The organism is Nitrosomonas sp. (genome assembly GCA_016703745.1).
Lineage (GTDB): Bacteria > Pseudomonadota > Gammaproteobacteria > Burkholderiales > Nitrosomonadaceae > Nitrosomonas.
In genome coordinates this window covers 2,249,437-2,267,098 of sequence record JADJBK010000006.1, presented here as the reverse complement: position 1 = coordinate 2,267,098, position 17,662 = coordinate 2,249,437, and the positions used below count along the sequence as shown (strand labels likewise).

Sequence of the window (17,662 nt, the reverse complement as noted above, 5' to 3'; positions counted from 1 at the left end):
CATGCTGGTTTTCATGACGGCATTTCCAAACATGGGATTTTTGTCTGGTTGTTTGCTTTGTTTGGCATGGCGGTTTGCTGGCGCGAAACCGCCATACGCCTATGCTATTATTTCCGTTGATTTTTTTTGATGCGGAAGCTTTCTATACCAAATTACCGACGTAATTTTGTGGCGGGTGGGTGTTATTTTTTTACGGTCAATTTATTGGAACGGCAACAGACTTTACTCACGGATCACATTGATCTGTTGCGGGATTCGGTTCGCCGGGTGAAACGCTTATACCCATTCCATATTGATGCCTGGGTGGTGCTGCCGGATCACATGCACTGTATATGGACTCTTCCACCTGATACCGATAATTTCCCGGTACGTTGGAGGTTAATCAAGCTGCTGTTTTCAAAAGGTTTGCCCCGCAAGGAACGCTTGTCGGCGACGCGGCGAAAACGGTCTGAACGGGGTATTTGGCAACGCCGCTATTGGGAACATACGATTACCACAGAATTGGATTATGCCAAGCATATTGATTATATCCATGTTAATCCCTTGAAACATGGCTATGTCAACCGGGTTCAAGGGCCGCAGGTTGGGGTGAGGCAACGAACCCCAACATTTTTAACCGGTTTGGCCTTTGCGGGTTGCTGATGGTTTTATTGGCCGCGATGTCTCGTTTTCAGGGTTGGCTGGTGGCGATGCGGTTGTCGTGTTGGGGTTCCTGTCGTCACCCCAACCTACGCGCTCGACTATACCCTCAGACGCTGGCCAAGCCTCATCCGCTACGCACAAACCGGCTTTCTTCCGATCGATAACAATCCGGTGGAGAACACCATCCGCCCGATCGCAATCGGTAAAAAGAATTGGCTATTCACCGGATCGGAACGTGCCGGTCAACGCGCCGCTGCCATTCAAACCTTGTTCGGTACCGCGCAACTCAACAAACTCGATCCCGCCGCATGGCTTGCAGACACCCTCGCCAGACTACCCACCTGGCCCAATAACCGTATCGATGAATTGCTGCCGCTTACGCCAGCATTCATTCAGTCACTTAAACAGCAGGAAAGATAGATGGGAGCGCTGGACGGTTACACTGGTATTTGCTGCGGCTGACGTTGTGTGAGTGTTATTCGCAGCAATAACGGGGTAGCAAGCAAAGTCAGTACGGTGGAGAATCCCAGTCCCCAGACTATACTGGATGCAACCGGCCCCCAGAGCAAAGACTTGCCGCCCAATCCGACAGCGAGTGAAAACAGTCCGGCAATGGTGGTGCTTGAGGTAATCAAAATAGGCACCAGCCGACGACGTGAGGCATAGAGCGTGGCGTGCAGAGCGCTCATGCCAGTTGCAATGCGATCATTGGCAGCGGCTACGAGCACAATGGCGGAGTTGACGGCGATGCCGGTCAGCGCAATCACACCGTAGAGGGTATAAAGCGATAATGGCAGGCCTGACAGGAATAAACCGAAAATCACGCCAGAGAGCGCCAGTGGCATGGTGATCAACACAATGAGCGGTTGCAAGTAACTGCGGAATTGCGTGGCGAGAATGAGATAAATGAGGGCGATGCCTAGCGCAAAAATACGTTTCATCGCATCGAGACTTTCGCGGATATCATCCAGTTCACCCGTGAAATCGAGCTTCACTGCTGGATAATTCGCCGCTATCTGTCGCCAGCCTGCCAACAGCTGAGCATTGGCCTGCATGGTTTCAGTAAGCGTGTTGTCGATTTCTGCTTCCACTGTTACAGCGCGCACGAACTGATAGCGACGAATGAATCCCTGCGATGGCGCAAACTCTGCGTGGACGAGTTCTCCAAGTGTAATGGTGCGTCCATCAGGCATCACCATGGGCAATCGCAGCCACTCGGCGGGATCGGTCATGGACGTGGGCTGCGCTCGTATAATGATATCGAGCGCCTCTCCTTCCCGACGTGTCTTGCCCACCCGCTCACCCTCGCCCAGCAGCCGGATGGTGCGTAGCACCTGTGCTGCATCCATGCCGGCACGGGCAATGGCATCGCGGTCAAGGCGGAAGGTTACGGTCGGCCGCCCTTCGCTACGATCATCCGTGATATCGCGTATTCCCGGCATGGCTGAGAGTAAACCACGAACCGCACTTACCGCCGCATCCAGCTGCGCCTGATCTTCCGATTTCACTTTGACATTGATCGGCCGTTGTGCTGGCGGACCGCCCTTGATAGCCAGAAATGCCGGTTTTGCTGGCCCAGTCAGTGACATAATTTCCGCGCGCAGGCTGTCAATAATGGCTTCCACATCGCGGCCATTTGCGGCACGCGGATGCAGCGAAATACTCACCTGTCCATAATGATCACCATAGAGCGGTTCGGTATCGGTAAATTTGATACCCGCTGTCGCAACGGCTGATCGAAGTTCTTCCGATGGGAGCAGACGTTCGACGATAGCCGTGGCACGCTCGGCTTCGTGTAAAGTGTGTTTCAATGACGAACCAACCGGCATGTCTAAGTGAATATAGAAAAGCCGAATGCTGTCAAACGCGAAAAACTGCGTGCGTACCGCGCCCGAGAAAACCAGTGCCCCTGCGAGTATAAAAGTAGTGACTACCAGCAAAGCCCAGCGCCACGGTCGACGCAACACGCGCACCAGCAGTCGGCCATATTTATTGCGTAGCCGCATGGTCATGCGCTCTCGCCAGTGCGCCAGGCGGGAGCGTGGCGTGTCGAAAGTATGACGCAGCGCAAAAATATGAGCAGGTAATAGCCAGTAGGCTTCCAGCAGACTGACTGCCAGTGCGGCAGTGACTACCATAGGCACAATCTTAAGAAACTCCCCCAGTATGCCGGGCAGAAGCATGAGGGGTAGAAATGCCGCCACCGTCGTCAACACTGCCGTGAATACCGGCGCACCGACTTCAAGCACACCGGCAAAAACAGCTTCCCGGGTCGATAACCCTTGCACAATCTTATCGTGTATCGCTTCAACAATGACCACGGCGTCATCGACCAGCATTCCCAGCGCGATCACCACACCGAGCAATACCGTCAGATTAAGCGTCGACTCCCCCGCCGTTATGACCGCAAATGCGCCTGAGAGCGCAAAAGGTAATCCTAGCGCCACCAGTATTCCTAATCGCCAGCCAAGAAACAGTCCCACCAGCACTAAAACCATCGCAAAACCAAGCAATGCGTTCATTTCCATCACGCTGATTGTTTGGCGGGTTTCGTGTGTCTGGTCATCCGTCAGCACAAGCTGCAGCCCCAAAGGAGCGAGTATTGCGTTACGTTCATCAGCGAACGCCTGTAGCTGTGCCATCAAATCCAGCGTATTGGCATCCGCTTTTTTGGTGATTGACAGCAGCACCGCCGGCTGGCCACGATAGCGAACCAAATGATCAGGCCGCTCGGCGCTGAGCGATATCGTGGCCAGTTCCTGCAGGGTAATTGCACGCCCCTCGATCACTACGGGCAAATGCGCTACTGCTTCCGGATCCTCCGTGCGGCCACGCGCACGCGCCAACCATTCCCGTTCGTTTACCATGAATCGTCCTGCTACGACATCGCGAAACCAGGCCCCAATTTGGTCCGCCAGCGAACTTGCTGCGATTCCGCGTGTTGCCAGGGTGAATGGATCGAAATCGATATGAATCTCCGGCTCCTGAAAACCGAATGTCAGCAGACGATCGATGCCACGCACCCGTTCCATATCACGTTTGATAGCGAATGCCTGCGCTCGCATGACTTCACCCGCAACGGGTCCATAGAGCGCAATCATTCCTGTCGGAAAACCGTTTGAAGTCGTAATTTCCGTGAATCTGGGGGTCAATGCTTCGGCAGGTAATTCGGCAGCCGCCTTGTTGAGTACTTCACGGCGCACATCCGTCACGCGCTTGTCAAAGGTACGGTTATCGATCCTTTCAAAGCGGATCAAAATCGAAGATGTCCCTTCGCGTGAGCTCGACGTCACAAAACGAATATCGGAAACGGTACGCAGCGCATCTTCCAGTGGTGCAGTAATTTCACGCTCAACATCCTCAGCGGTGGCGCCAGGATAAGCTGTCAGGATATTGACCCAGTTGAAGTTGATTTCAGGATCGCGCGCACGCGGCATGGACAGATACGCCACGATGCCCACGACAATGACAATCAGAAAAAACAGATTGGCAAGCGGGGTATTTGCAATCAGCCGACCATACCAGGAGTCCGGGGTCATTGTGCTTCCTGCATAGCCCGCCACGCCAGCGTACCTTGCCCACGGATGGCAATCGTGGTATCAGGCGGAAATGACACCACTACATCGCGTCCCGTTAGGGCTTGGGGCAGCGGAACAAAACGCGGTGCAACCGCTGCGTTATCCTTTATCCACGCACCAGGTATGCCACGCACTGTCGCCAGGATACCAGCTGATAGATGTGGTCTTGGATCACGCCATAGCAACACACCGGCAGTACCGATGGGTGGCGGCGTATCTGTCGTAAACGTCAGACGGACACGCACATCCTGTGCGCGATCATCGCGTCGCGGGGAAACTGCAGCAATGTCAAGAAGATGCTGCTGACCACCCAGTGTCTCAAAAATAATTTCAGTCACTTGTTGTAATGCGGCAATGTCTTCGTGCGCAACAAAGGCATGCACTTCGCGCGTGGTGGCGGTGATCACGGCGATGGCCTGCCCAGGCGTTACCCAGTCACCCACACTCACTTGGCGCTCGGTCATGATTCCGTCAAAAGGGGCAGTGATCATGCGCTGCTCCCAATACCAACTGGCCTCGGCGAGTGCGGCACGCTGCGCGTCACGCTCCCGGCGTGCGACCTCCAACGCATCACGGGCGGCGGCTTCCGCTTCTTCTGAGACAAATCCGCGTGTTCGCAGCCCTTGCTGCTGAGTCAGCTGACGCTGTGCCTGACCCACCTTCGCGTTGGCTGCCGCTAGCGTGGCTTGTGCGCGTTCATGCGTCAGACGCAGCGGAGGATCATTGAGCTGTGCAACGGGTTGCCCACTTTTGACTGCGTCCCCTTCACGCACAAACACCTGTTTGATCTGTCCGGAAACCTGCGCGGCCACAGTAGCTTCATCTATCGCAACCACGCGTGCGGTTGCGCGTCGCTGCGGATACTGGGCAAGCTCAGTGAATGTACGCCAGATAACGGTTTCATTTTTATCTACGGATGTATCAGCGTGACTCTCTGATGTAGCTGGTTGCGTCTCCGCAGAAACGTTTGTCTCGCTCCCATCCGAACAGGCGACTACCAGAATAGGTACGGCTAGTAGCGACAGGTAAAGGCGGAACTTCAGTTTATACATTTTTTGAGTATGCCGTTTTGGGCGCCAAGAAAAAAGCGGAACGTACCAGAGACACCGGTACGTTCCGCTTCGTTCACGAGCTAGTTGCCAGCATTGCTGGCGTGATCTATCTCTTGATGGTTAAACCCGTTTGACCCGAATAATAGAAGGCCAGATTTTCAATATCTTCCTTGCTTAGATTTGCCGCCATTCCAGCCATGATCGGATCTTTGCGCTCACCAGATTTATAGTCATTCAATACTTTCTCAAGATACGTTCTGGGCTGGCCACCAATTTTGGGGAAATTAGGAGCAGGACTGTTGCCATCCAAACCATGGCAGGATGAACACACTTCCTGCGCTTTTTTCTTACCAGATTCGATATCAGCGGCGATCACCTGACTCGACAGAAGAAATATCAAGCCGCTTGCAGCAGCAATCATCAAATTTTTCATATTAGTTATCCTCGCGTTAGAAAATTATTTGCCAGCGTAATAAGCAGCTAATGCCTTGATATCTTCATCAGATAAAAGGCCTGCTATACCAACCATGGTAGGGTGGTTACGTGCACCGGTTTTATAATCATTCAACGCTTTTGCAAGATATTGCTCATGCTGGCCACCAAGTTTGGGCACATGATAGACCACCGGGTAGGCGGTACGATAATCCTCAATACCGTGACATCCCTGACACATCACCAATTTACTTTTAAATGAATCGGTTTCTCCCGCAGCAGCAGCTATGCCAGAAAATGACATAATCATGCCAGACGCGACGAGTAGTTTAACGACCGCTGATTTTTTCACTTACGTATCCTCCTCTCAAAAATTTGAACTTTAAACGAAGGATAGGGTTTAGTCAATGAATCCTGAAGAAAGCCTCATCGCTATCTCCCTGTTGTTTATAGGGAAATTACCTCTATTTTACCTTGATCAGCTTGCTTTCAAGAGCTTCCCAACGGGAAAAAAGTGCTGAGAGCTCCTTTTCCAGCATAGCGGTGCGTACTTGCAATACCTTGACTTCTTCAGGGTTAGTTTGATAGAGAATCGGGTCACTCAAACGAGCGCTGATACTTTCGTGCTCCCGCTCCAGGTTATCAATTTTCTCTGGCAGTTTCTCCAGTTCCTGTCTTTCCTGATAGCTGAGTTTAGCCGGATCAGCAGATACATTTTTAGAGTTGCCGGGCGAAGTCCCCCCCGGAACAGGCGGAATGCTGATTTGCTTTTGGATGTCTTTTTCTGCCGATTTGACCGCATTTACAGTGCGCAACCAGTCCTCAAAGCCACCTGCGTATTCGCGTAACCGGCCATTACCCTCAAATGCAATCACTTGGGTGACCACGTTATCCAGAAAAGCACGATCGTGACTGACCAGAAACAAAGTACCGCTGTAGTCCTGCAGGAGAGATTCGAGTAATTCGAGTGTCTCGATATCGAGATCATTGGTCGGTTCATCCAATACCAGTACGTTGGCAGGCTGGGTAAATAGCCGCGCCAGCAGCAACCGGTTGCGTTCACCACCAGAGAGTGTTTTGACCGGTGAGCGTGCTCGCAGTGGGGAAAACAAAAAATCTTCCAGATAGCTGATGACATGCTTACGCACTCCGCCGATTTCAATAAAATCTGATCCCTGGCTGATAGATTCAACCAACGTCAAATTTTCATTCAACTGCTGGCGCATCTGGTCAAAGTAAGCCACGGACAGCTTGGTACCCAGTCGTACTGTGCCGGCATCGGGTTGCACCTCTCCGAGAATCAGTTTCAGCAATGTCGATTTACCGGCACCGTTTGGTCCCAACAGGCCGATGCGGTCACCACGCATGATCCGGCAGGAAAAATTGTCGATAATGACTTTTTCATCGTACTGCTTGACTACATTTTCCAGCTCGGCAACCAGTTGGCCCGAACGTTCTCCAAGCTCCACCTTGAAGTTAACTTTACCCATACGATCACGCCGTGTGGCGCGCTCACGCCGCAGCGATTCCAGTCGTCTGACCCTGCCCTCGTTGCGAGTGCGCCGCGCCTGAATACCTTTGCGGATCCAGATTTCTTCCTGCGTCAGCACCTTGTCAAATTTTTTATTGTGTATTGCCTCGGTTTCGAGTATTTCCACTTTTTTACTCTGATAAGCGGAGAAATTACCCGGAAAACTGACAAGTTCCCCCCGATCCAGCTCAATGATGCGTGTGGCAACATTATCAAGAAAACGCCGGTCATGAGTAATAAAAATGATACTGGCATTAATCTCCCGCAGGGTTTCCTCAAGCCATTCAATAGACGCGAAATCCAGGTGATTGGTCGGCTCATCCAGAAGCAATACATCCGGCGACACCACCATGGCGCGCGCAAGCGCCACCCGCTTTCTGGCACCACCAGACAACGTGCCGACAAGGGCATCTTCATTCAATTTCAGCCTATCGATAGCTGTTTGCACCTTATTATGTATCCGCCAGCCATCCTGGGACTCCAGAATGCCCTGCAATTGCTGCATGCGTTCCAGCAAAGCATCCGTATCGGCGTCCGCTTCCCCCAGATCATGTGAAACCTGGTGATAGTCCAGCAAGACCTGGGATAACTCACCCAAACCTCGCGCGACTTCACTGAAAACCGATCGGGTTTCATCCAGCTCCGGTTCCTGCGGAACATAAGCCACGCTGATGCCCGGCTCAGTGCGCAGCACGCCATCATCAAGCTTGATTTCGCCGGCAAGGGCGCGCAATAGACTGGACTTACCGGTACCATTACGTCCAATCAACCCGACCCGCTCTCCGGGATCGAGCTGGAGCGCAGTATGATCCAGCAGCGCATGATGACCAAAAGCAAGACAGGCATTTTCAAGGGTAATATGTGGCATGACAGGTAGTAATAAATCTGGTTGGGAATAAACAGGTTAGCGGGCAAGCATTTTACCCGTCATTTTAATGACCGCTCTCAGCAATTTTCGTTTAGTACCCAATTTTTCTGGCTGGGATTGATCGAGTGGTGTTCTCCACCGTATTGCTGTCGATCGGTAAGCGACCAGGTTGTGTAGCAAACCAATATATTTTTTGGAGGATCACGGTTGGGTTTTTCGGATTACTTCAGAAACTGGCCAGACCAGTGGAAAAAATTGCAGTCACTGCTGTTGCAGCCTGCGGTGGACGAGGATGCGCTGGAAGCATCGCTGCAAGCGGCACGGCAGCAGTTGCCGCCACCGGTGTTATGGCTACTGGGCAAGACACAATCGGGAAAAACTTCGATTGTCCGGGTATTAACGGGTAGTGACACTGCGCAGATTGGCAATGGTTTTCAGCCTTGCACCCGCCATTCCCGATTTTATGATTTTCCGGAGACAGCTCCCATCGTGCGATTTCTCGATACTCGTGGAATTGGCGAGGTGGGCTATGATCCCGCTGAAGATATCGGATATTGTGATCAGCAGGCACATTTACTGCTGGTGGTGATGAAAGCCGCCGACATTGAGCAGCAAGAGATAGTGTCTGTCGTGACAAATATCCGTCGTCAGCACCCACAATGGCCGTTACTCATGGTACAGACGAGTCTGCACGAGCTTTATTTTGAAGTAACTGGACATATCCTGCCCTGGCCCTACGCGCGGGAGTCCTGGCCAGAATCAATTCCCTCCGAATTGAAACGCGCATTGCTTGCGCAACGGGCGGCAACAGCCAATATTCCCGGTGATGCGCCAATATATTGGGTCCCTGTTGATTTCACCTTGCCGGAAGATGGGCTGGCGCCATCGGACTATGGTTTGGAAGCATTATGGCAAGCCATTGAAGCGTTGCTCCCATTAGGTTTGCAACAGCAACTCGGCGAAGAACAGACGGTACGTGATCTGTATGCACGCGCTGCCCATCAGCAGACCGTCGGCTATGCGCTGGCAGCTGCCGGGCTGGGCGCATTGCCAGTGGTCGATCTGGTAGCCGTTACCGCACTACAGGCAAAATTGCTGCACAGCCTCGCCGTATTGTACCGACAACGCTGGGATAGTCGTGCTGTCAGCGAATTCATTGGCTTGCTCGGCGTCGGCGTGACAACGGCCTACTTAAGCAGAATGGTCAGTCGCTCCCTCACAAAACTGATTCCATTTGTCGGGCAAACAGCGGGGGCGGCCTGGGGAGCCGGTGCCAGTGGCGCGACAACCTATGCGCTCGGCAAGGCTTCGATCTATTTCTTTGCGCAGCGCAAGCAGGGTCTGAACGTGGATCCGGCCATACTGCGACGCATTTATGCCGACTCTCTGCAAACCGGCCGTACCATTCTGTCCGAACGGCTGCGCGCCACCGTCAACAGGAACACCAAAGAATGAGTTTCTGGCGCAAATGGATCAACCCCGTACAGTTAGCTGCTCTCGCGTTATTTTTTCTGCCAACACTGGCGGTATTTGGCTTGGGCATCTGGTGGCTTTGGCAGAGTGGCTATTTACTGATCTGGCTCGCAATTCTGGCACTTTGTGGTGCGATAGCCTATGGCTTGCAGTACTGGGCGGCACGTCACCATCGTGCTGCCTTGAATATACTGCTGACTGAAGCCAACCCCGACTGGTCGCCACGTGCCGAAGAAGTCTGGCAACAGGTTGAACAGCTCGCGGACCACTGCAACCCGGAGGATTGGCCGCTGGATAATCTCGACTGGATCATGGCGCTGGGTAAACGCACTCTGGATACAGTAGCGCGCTGCTATTTCCCGCAGGCTGCGCAACCAACACTGGAATTGACCGTGCCGCACACTCTACTGATCATCGAGCGGGCCAGCCATGATCTACGCCAGGATGTGATTAACCACATTCCCTTCAGCCACCGCTTGACCATAGGAGACTGCCTGCAGGCAAATCGCTGGAAAACACGAGCAGAAAAAATCTACAATTTCTACCGTGCAGGCAGAGTGATGGTCAATCCCATTAATGCCCTGTTTGGTGAATTCTGGCGCTATTTTCGTGAGCGCAGTTTCGGTCTTGCTCGCGGTGAATTTCACCGCTGGTTTTTGCGCGCATATATCCGCAAGGTGGGCTACTACGCTATCGATCTCTACAGTGGCCATCAGCCGATTGTCACAACAGAGACCGAACCTGTCGATCAGTCACCGACTGCGGCGTCCCATGATAACTTGACACAGGTAGAGCAGACACAGGCAGTCGCAGAAGATAAGCCACTACGCATTCTACTGCTTGGAAAAAGTAACACGGGAAAATCCAGCCTGATCAACGCACTCTACGGAAAGCTGTTTGCCGCTACCGATGTACTGCCTGGAACCACCTCGCTGTATACACCGGCCTTGCTGATGCGTGAAGGGCTGACGCAAGCGCTGATATTCGACAGCCCCGGCATCGACAGCATTCATTTCGATGAGCAAAAAATGCTGCAAACCTCACTGGAGGCCGATCTCATTATTTGGGTCACTGCCGCCAACCGCCCTGATCGACGAGGTGAGCGCAACTTGCTGGACGCATTGCGTATTCATCAAACCACCCATCTGCATCGCCGCCCACCGCCTCTGCTGGTTGCCGTCAGCCATATCGATCTGCTACGGCCTTTCAACGAGTGGCACCCACCTTATGACCTGAACGATAGGGCTAATATCAAGGCCAGCAACATTCGTGCAGTCGTTAAGGCAGCGGCCAACGATCTGGCCGTGCCCGTTCAATACGTTGTTCCGATTTGCCTCAGGGAAAACAAGCGCTACAACGTTGAGGATACGCTCTGGGCAGCCATTCTTGCGCAACAGGACACCGCCCTGCGCGTGCGTCTACTGCGCTGTCAAACAGACAAAAAGAAAGTGCAGGACTGGGAATTGTTGCGCAAGCAATTACTCAACTCCGGACGCTTTTTGTGGAATCTGCCCGATGCCATCAAAGACCGAAAGCTCCCCTGAAGCAGAACCGGATTCGCCGTAATACGGCTGCACAGCAACCATCCAGGCTAAGGTTTACAGCGTTTACCTTGGTACTCAAAACGGTGGAAAGCGTACTCTTTGCCATTCCAACGCTCTACCGGAAAACAAAAGCCTGGGCCACCGACTAGAATATCCGGCCAGCCATCAACGCCACGGGTCTTAAGAAACTCGGGGATCCCGGTTCGCTTGGCCATGAGTCGCCAACGACCATCGGCTTGATTGCTAACTAAAGCAAACCCCACGCCAGCATGACCGTAACAATATGTGCCACCCTCGGTCACAACCGCCTCCGGGCGACCATCACCATTAAGGTCGCGCACTTCCTGAATAATACCGGGATCGTAGGGTGCGCCGGAATCGCCAGTGTCGCAGGCGCGCCACTCCTTACCCTTAAGCGCAAAACCGGCGGCTTTGAATACTGCCGATTGCTCTGCGTCAGTCAGGGAAATGGCCGTAAGGGGTTCCGCCAGGACAGGGGAAGCCCAAACCATTGCTACGCTCAAAATAGCTATTCCAACGATTTGCTTGAAGTTATTCGTCATATCTATTCTCCCGTGTTAAACCTTGTAACATCCTGGAAACCGGCAATGATTCTTGGCGTTTCAACTACTGAAAGCAATGTATAAAACCCGATTAGCCAACCAGGAGACTATCGGACTTAAACGATTGTAGCAAAACAAGCCACTAAAAATCCGGATCTACCAGTCAAAGTTTACCAGAACGATTATTAAGGCCATCCCATAAACCATGGATCATCATGTGGAAATTTTTTATGCGGTTTGACGAAAGTAATGTAAAGAACAGCAAAAAACACAGAATACGCAGCATATCGGCTCGTTTCCAGGCATTAGGCATGTAAGCTCGTCGCCAGAGCAGTACGCTATTCCTGAAAATATAGTAGTAGCGGAAAGGTTGATGAAACGGAATATTTCGCCAACGTCCCCACCAGAAACGACTTTGCTTATCGCCCAAGGTATGCTGCATAAGAGCATCGCATACTCCATATACAGAACAACCTTTGGATTGCGCCCGATAACACCATTCGGTATCGATATGATCGATAAACAGGGTTGTATCCATATCACCCACCTTGTCTAGTGTTTGAATGGAAATGAACATTCCGGAAGAAATCAGAAAATCCGCGCGTGGATAGTCATTTCCGTCTTCGTGGCATAATACCTGTGTCAGTCTATATTGATTGGCACGCACAAAATTTGAGAGTTGTCCTGATATCGGATTTTGGTAGCGCGGTCCGACAGCAGCAACCAAGATGCCTTGGTTTTGCAGATAAACGTAGGCATCATGTAATTTCTTCACCATGTTTGATTGCGGAATACTATCCTGATCCATTAACAGCACAAAATCGGCGCTTAATTCGCGCGCCCGGGCTATGCCAATATTAAAGGCATGACCTAAGCCACTGTTGTACTGCAGCTTAATCAGGTTGACCCTGTTGTATTGCGCTTGATCAAGACGTTTGATAATGTCAGCTACATCACAAACTGAATCATTATCCACAACAACAACCTGCTGAACCTGGGAGAGCAATGCAGCAAGGCTGGCAATCAGCGTAGATCCAGCGGGGTTATATGTGACGACTATCGGTACAATTTCAGGCAATAAAGAGTGCAAGCTCATCTAAAAATAAATTGGATCCGCAGACTGACCTGACGTCAATTCAGGTGATTTTTCTCTAGTTTATGCCTGGCTTCTAAGGAAGAACCGGCGAATCCTCCACCCAGGCTTCCCTGATGACAAGATTTCATCGCACCCAGTTTACACGGTTGGTACGATATTCCAAGGTACATACTACGTGCCTGGCTGCTAACTCAAGCAGATAAGACTACTCCCAGGAAGGAGGAGAAATGCCAAAATGGATTGCAAAACGGATTGCCCGATCTTCAAATGTTTCTTTGTTATTGTAAAAACGATCATATGCAAATAAAACTTCCCACGTTACCTGTGTGCTTTGGCTGCTGGCCGCGCTTTTCTCCAAACTCGCGATAAAACGTGCTGCTCCCTTGATATCAAGGGAAATACCTTCAGAGAATAATGCAGCAAAAAACTGCGCCAAGGCTGACAGCCCATCGCTATCGATTTCTCTCACTCTGGAAAAATCCAATTCTGCACCAGTTGATAATTGGCAGGCCTCTTGGATAGTAGTAATGTTTGGCAGAGATTGTGCGGTAATTTTCTCCGGCATTTCCAGACAAAGCGGATTCTTGATGCTGCACCATTGCGGTATCTTTTGCCAAAAATCCAGGAATAACGAAGAACCGAATATTTTTTGATACTGTCCATCAATTTTATTCAGGTCGTCGTTGCGATCATTTACCACATAAAACATCGCCAGTAATTTCCAGCTGGCCGGATCTTGTACTGACTCTTTTTCAATAAGTGTTTCAAGGATTTGCATGGTTGCCGTTGTTTCCCCCATGATCCGCTTAATCACATCGGACGGATCCGGCGGAATCGCACCAGGCGACGTAAAATCCAGTATTTGACCATTTACATTCATTTGCAACACTTCCTGAGTAATCGGTTACGAATTTCTACTGCGACCAACCTTGACCACTTCATCGATATGCTTCAATTCTCGAAAAATATGGGCAAGATGCTTACGGTCTCTGGTTTGGATAACAAAATGCATCACGGTATAGTCATCATCATTCTCTAAACGGATATCGTCAATATTGGATCCGGCTTTAGCAATTTCAGCGGCAACCCGCGCCAGTACCCCACTACGATTGACCACCGCCATAAAAATACCAACTGGAAATACCCGTTCAATTTCCGGACCCCACTCGACATCAAGCTGATTGTCCTGCTTGATGTTTTGCGCAGCGGCAGGGCAATCCTGTGTGTGAATAATCAACCCTCTATCTTTTTTGATGAGCCCCACAATACCATCCCCAGGGATGGGGAAACAGCACTTGGCAAACTTGACGGCCATGCCTTCGGTTCCAAGAATGGTGATAGAGGATTTATTTTGCACTTTTGCAGCTGATTCGTCAGGCATTAATAACCGCTTGGCAATTACTGCACCCAATTGCTTACCTAGCGCGATATCCGCCAGCAGATCCTGTTTCGACTTTACGCCGCTTTCTCGCAGCAGTTTCTCCCAATGCGCCTCACTGACTGTCTCGGGATTCACTCCAAAGCTACCCAATGCCTGATTCAACAACCGTTCTCCCAGCCTGACGGATTCATCAAACTGAATGGTACGCAAGAAATGGCGGATGCTGGAGCGCGCCCGGCCGGTGGTAACATAAGATAGCCAGGAAGGATTAGGTTTGGCCGTGTTGGCCGTTACAATCTCGACACGGTCACCACTTTTTAGATGCGTTCGAAGCGGCACACTCTCGCCATTGATTTTAGCGGCTACACAGCAATTACCCACATCGGTATGCACTGCATAGGCAAAATCGACAACTGTCGCCCCTCTGGGCAAAGCAAGAATTTTGCTCTGTGGAGTAAATACATAAATCTCACTTGGAAATAAGTCTACTTTCAGGTGTTCGAGGAACTCCAGCGAATCAGAAGATTCACTCAGGGTCTCTAACAAGCTTTTCATCCACTGATTTGCCTTCAGATACAGATCATTAACGCCGCTTTCACTCGCCTTGTAAAGCCAATGCGAAGCAACGCCAATTTCCGCAATATGATGCATTTCATGTGTGCGGATCTGTATTTCTATCGGCAGGCCATAAGGACCAAGTAGCGTGCTATGCAGCGACTGATATCCATTTGCCTTCGGGATCGCAATGTAATCCTTGAATTTTCCAGGGATGGGTTTATACAATCCATGCAGTACGCCCAGCGCAACATAGCAGTCTGAAACACGTCTGACGAGCACACGGAAACCATAGATATCGAGTACGTCAGAAAAGCTAAGCTGCTTTTCCACCATTTTCTTATAAATGCTGTACAAATGCTTTTCCCGGCCGCTGACCACTGCTTCCACCCCTTCTTCCTCAAGGCGCTGCTTGATCGCATCCAGAATCTTGCTGACCACTTCACGACGATTGCCGCGCGCAGCCTTGGTTGCTTTTTCTAACACTTTGTAGCGATTGGGATAGGAAAAACGAAAACTCAGTTCTTGTAATTCCTGATAAATATTCTCCAGACCCAACCGATGTGCAATAGGCGCATAGATTTCCAGGGTTTCCTGCGCAATGCGCTGTTGTTTCTCCGGGCGCATCACTTCCAGCGTACGCATATTGTGCAGACGATCTGCCAGTTTGATCAGGATTACACGAACATCCTGCGCCATCGCCAATAGCATCTTGCGAAAATTTTCTGCCTGCATGTCAGCCTGGGTTCCAAACTCAATTTTTTCAAGCTTGGAAACCCCATCTACCAACTCGGCTACGGGCGCGCCGAAACGCTCACTTATTTCTTCCTTGGCTATGCCAGTATCTTCAACGACATCGTGCAGCAGAGCAGCAGACAAGGTCACAGCGTCAAGACGCAACTCACTCAGTATGCGAGCTACCGCGACTGGATGTGAAATATAAGGTTCGCCGGATTTTCTGAATTGGCCAGAATGTGCACTTTGGCTGAAAAGATACGCATTACGCAGCAGCGCCATATCATCTGACTTGAAGTATTTAGATGATTCATAAAAAAAAATTTCTGCTTCTGGCGCCGTATATTCGCTGTCTATCAAAGAAAACCTCGACATGTCATTCGTCCTTTCATTATTCCTCTGTATGCGCATTCAGGTCTGTCGTGCAGTTAATAACAGGAGATGCCAGGATACACATTCTTAATTAAGAATTTGATCTTAAACATTATTATCCTGGTTAACAATTTTTTACCCAGGTATTTCGCAGTGAGACCGCCCGATTGAAAATAGGTTTTCCCGGAGTAGATTCAACACGATCAGCGACGAAATAACCATTACGCTCAAACTGGAAACATTGTTCTGGCAGCGCATTCAGCAAGGCGGGTTCAACAAAACCAGTAACGATCTGTTTTGAATTAGGATTAAGCGCTTTTTTATAATCCTTCTGCTCGGTGTCGGGATACGGATCGCTGAATAACCGGTCGTACAATCTGATCTGTACTGGATTCGCGTGTTTGATCGACAGCCAGTGAATGTTTCCCTTGACCTTTCTACTATCGGCTCCTGTTGTACCACTTTTGGTATCGGGATCATAGGTACAGTGAATGGATTCGATTTCGCCTCGCTCATTGCGGGCGACATCGGTGCATTTGATAATGTACCCATAGCGTAGCCGAACCTCCCTGCCAGGGGTAAGCCGGAAAAAGCCTTTACTCGGAGTTTCCATGAAATCTTCGCGCTCAATATAAAGGTCTTTTGTCAAAAAGAGCGTACGTTCGCCGAGTTCCGGTTTCTGGGGATGATGGGGTGCGCTGCAGCTTTCTTCTGAATTTTCTGGAAAATTGTCAATGATAAGCCGTATCGGATCAAGAACTGCTACGCGACGCAGCGCATATTCATTAAGATCTTCACGCAGACAATCTTCCAGCAATATCATGTCAATCCAGGTATCAGCCTTGCTGATCCCGATGCGCTCGGTAAAAAGACGGATGGCTGAAGGGGTATAGCCGCGACGGCGCAATCCGGCGAGTGTGTTCATGCGCGGGTCATCCCAGCCATCAACCAGCCCACTCTCGACCAGATCGATCATTTTGCGTTTACTCATGACACTGTATGTCAAATTGAGACGAGCAAATTCGATCTGCTGCGGATGGCAGGGCACCTTGTTCACCAGCTGATCCAGCACCCAATCATATAACGGTCGATGATCCTCGAACTCCAGCGTGCAGAGCGAATGCGTAATCCGCTCCAGCGCATCCGAAATACAGTGCGCGTAGTCGTACATCGGATAGATGCACCATTTATCACCAGTACGCTGATGATGAATATGGCGGATACGATAAATGACGGGATCGCGAAGATTAATGTTAGGAGAAGTCATATCAATTTTCGCACGCAGCACATGTGCTCCATCCTCAAACTCACCCGCACGCATGCGCCTGAATAAATCGAGATTTTCTGCTGTCGGACGCTCCCGGAATGGGCTATTGATACCCGGCTCGGTCAATGTGCCACGCAGACGGCGGATTTCTTCTGGTGGCAGGCTTTCAATGTATGCCCTACCCTGCAAAATCAGATATTCGGCAAATTCATAGAGTTTGTCGAAGTAATCGGAAGCGTAATAATGGTGCGCCCCCCAATCGAATCCCAGCCAGCTGATGGAATCTATAATTGCATCGACATACTCCTGCGCTTCCTTTTCCGGGTTGGTATCATCAAAACGCAAGTGACAGACGCCGCCATACTCGATGGCAAGTCCGAAATTCAGGCAAATACTTTTCGCATGACCGATGTGTAAATAACCATTTGGCTCTGGTGGAAAACGCGTTTCGACACGTCCATTCCATTTACCATTATGGTTATCCTCATCAATGATATTTTTGATGAAATGAGTAGGAGTTGAACTGGTATTCACTATGTATTCTCTCGACTGATTATTAGATGGACAATCCAA

General features: G+C 50.6%; 12 protein-coding genes and 2 pseudogenes. 4 read left to right on the top strand and 10 right to left on the bottom strand.

Features of this window, described 5'->3' with window-relative positions:
* Nucleotides 1-144: 144 nt before the first annotated feature.
* A pseudogene (locus IPG31_11940) lies at nucleotides 145-570 on the top strand (transposase).
* A gap of 162 nt (nucleotides 571-732) precedes the next feature.
* A pseudogene (locus IPG31_11935) lies at nucleotides 733-1,062 on the top strand (transposase).
* Nucleotides 1,063-1,079: 17 nt separating this feature from the next.
* On the opposite strand, the gene IPG31_11930 reads toward IPG31_11935, so the two are convergent.
* From IPG31_11930 to IPG31_11910, 5 genes are all read right to left on the bottom strand, one after another.
* Complete coding sequence (locus IPG31_11930) at nucleotides 1,080-4,181, bottom strand: efflux RND transporter permease subunit (protein ID MBK6619021.1); 3,102 nt, start codon at nucleotides 4,179-4,181, stop codon at nucleotides 1,080-1,082.
* Nucleotides 4,178-5,272, bottom strand: coding sequence for an efflux RND transporter periplasmic adaptor subunit (locus IPG31_11925; protein ID MBK6619020.1), 1,095 nt, complete (start codon nucleotides 5,270-5,272; stop codon nucleotides 4,178-4,180). The genes IPG31_11930 and IPG31_11925 overlap by 4 nt, the downstream gene beginning before the upstream one ends.
* Before the next feature lie 106 nt (nucleotides 5,273-5,378).
* Nucleotides 5,379-5,705, bottom strand: coding sequence for a cytochrome c (locus tag IPG31_11920; GenBank protein ID MBK6619019.1), 327 nt, complete (start codon nucleotides 5,703-5,705; stop codon nucleotides 5,379-5,381).
* Between the two features lie 24 nt (nucleotides 5,706-5,729).
* Nucleotides 5,730-6,014, bottom strand: a complete 285-nt coding sequence (locus IPG31_11915; GenBank protein ID MBK6619018.1) for a cytochrome c — start codon at nucleotides 6,012-6,014, stop codon at nucleotides 5,730-5,732.
* A gap of 154 nt (nucleotides 6,015-6,168) precedes the next feature.
* Nucleotides 6,169-8,103: an ATP-binding cassette domain-containing protein gene (locus IPG31_11910; protein ID MBK6619017.1), complete on the bottom strand. Its 1,935-nt coding sequence runs from the start codon at nucleotides 8,101-8,103 to the stop codon at nucleotides 6,169-6,171.
* Between the two features lie 207 nt (nucleotides 8,104-8,310).
* Here IPG31_11910 and IPG31_11905 point away from each other — a divergent pair, with 207 nt between their 5' ends.
* On the top strand, nucleotides 8,311-9,558 hold the full coding sequence (locus tag IPG31_11905; GenBank protein ID MBK6619016.1) for a 50S ribosome-binding GTPase: 1,248 nt from the start codon (nucleotides 8,311-8,313) through the stop codon (nucleotides 9,556-9,558).
* Nucleotides 9,555-11,120, top strand: coding sequence for a GTPase domain-containing protein (locus IPG31_11900; protein MBK6619015.1), 1,566 nt, complete (start codon nucleotides 9,555-9,557; stop codon nucleotides 11,118-11,120). Before IPG31_11905 ends, IPG31_11900 begins: the two co-directional genes overlap by 4 nt.
* A gap of 47 nt (nucleotides 11,121-11,167) precedes the next feature.
* Here the strand turns inward: IPG31_11900 and IPG31_11895 are convergent, their stop codons facing one another.
* The 5 genes from IPG31_11895 to IPG31_11875 form a co-directional block, all read right to left on the bottom strand.
* Complete coding sequence (locus IPG31_11895) at nucleotides 11,168-11,632, bottom strand: VCBS repeat-containing protein (GenBank protein ID MBK6619014.1); 465 nt, start codon at nucleotides 11,630-11,632, stop codon at nucleotides 11,168-11,170.
* 214 nt (nucleotides 11,633-11,846) lie between these two features.
* On the bottom strand, nucleotides 11,847-12,773 hold the full coding sequence (locus IPG31_11890; GenBank protein ID MBK6619013.1) for a glycosyltransferase family 2 protein: 927 nt from the start codon (nucleotides 12,771-12,773) through the stop codon (nucleotides 11,847-11,849).
* 211 nt (nucleotides 12,774-12,984) lie between these two features.
* On the bottom strand, nucleotides 12,985-13,659 hold the full coding sequence (locus IPG31_11885; GenBank protein MBK6619012.1) for an STAS domain-containing protein: 675 nt from the start codon (nucleotides 13,657-13,659) through the stop codon (nucleotides 12,985-12,987).
* 24 nt (nucleotides 13,660-13,683) lie between these two features.
* Nucleotides 13,684-15,825, bottom strand: a complete 2,142-nt coding sequence (locus IPG31_11880) for a bifunctional (p)ppGpp synthetase/guanosine-3',5'-bis(diphosphate) 3'-pyrophosphohydrolase (GenBank protein ID MBK6619011.1) — start codon at nucleotides 15,823-15,825, stop codon at nucleotides 13,684-13,686.
* 121 nt (nucleotides 15,826-15,946) lie between these two features.
* Nucleotides 15,947-17,623, bottom strand: coding sequence for a glutamine--tRNA ligase/YqeY domain fusion protein (locus IPG31_11875; GenBank protein ID MBK6619010.1), 1,677 nt, complete (start codon nucleotides 17,621-17,623; stop codon nucleotides 15,947-15,949).
* Between the last annotated feature and the right edge of the window lie 39 nt (nucleotides 17,624-17,662).

Coding starts and splice junctions, on each gene's coding strand:
- IPG31_11925 (MBK6619020.1), bottom strand. CDS start 5,272: ATGTATAAACTGAAGTTCCGCCTTTACCTGTCGCTACTAGCCGTACCT.
- IPG31_11930 (MBK6619021.1), bottom strand. CDS start 4,181: ATGACCCCGGACTCCTGGTATGGTCGGCTGATTGCAAATACCCCGCTT.
- IPG31_11920 (MBK6619019.1), bottom strand. CDS start 5,705: ATGAAAAATTTGATGATTGCTGCTGCAAGCGGCTTGATATTTCTTCTG.
- IPG31_11895 (MBK6619014.1), bottom strand. CDS start 11,632: ATGGTTTGGGCTTCCCCTGTCCTGGCGGAACCCCTTACGGCCATTTCC.
- IPG31_11915 (MBK6619018.1), bottom strand. CDS start 6,014: ATGATTATGTCATTTTCTGGCATAGCTGCTGCTGCGGGAGAAACCGAT.
- IPG31_11910 (MBK6619017.1), bottom strand. CDS start 8,103: ATGCCACATATTACCCTTGAAAATGCCTGTCTTGCTTTTGGTCATCAT.
- IPG31_11880 (MBK6619011.1), bottom strand. CDS start 15,825: ATGTCGAGGTTTTCTTTGATAGACAGCGAATATACGGCGCCAGAAGCA.
- IPG31_11900 (MBK6619015.1), top strand. CDS start 9,555: ATGAGTTTCTGGCGCAAATGGATCAACCCCGTACAGTTAGCTGCTCTC.
- IPG31_11885 (MBK6619012.1), bottom strand. CDS start 13,659: ATGAATGTAAATGGTCAAATACTGGATTTTACGTCGCCTGGTGCGATT.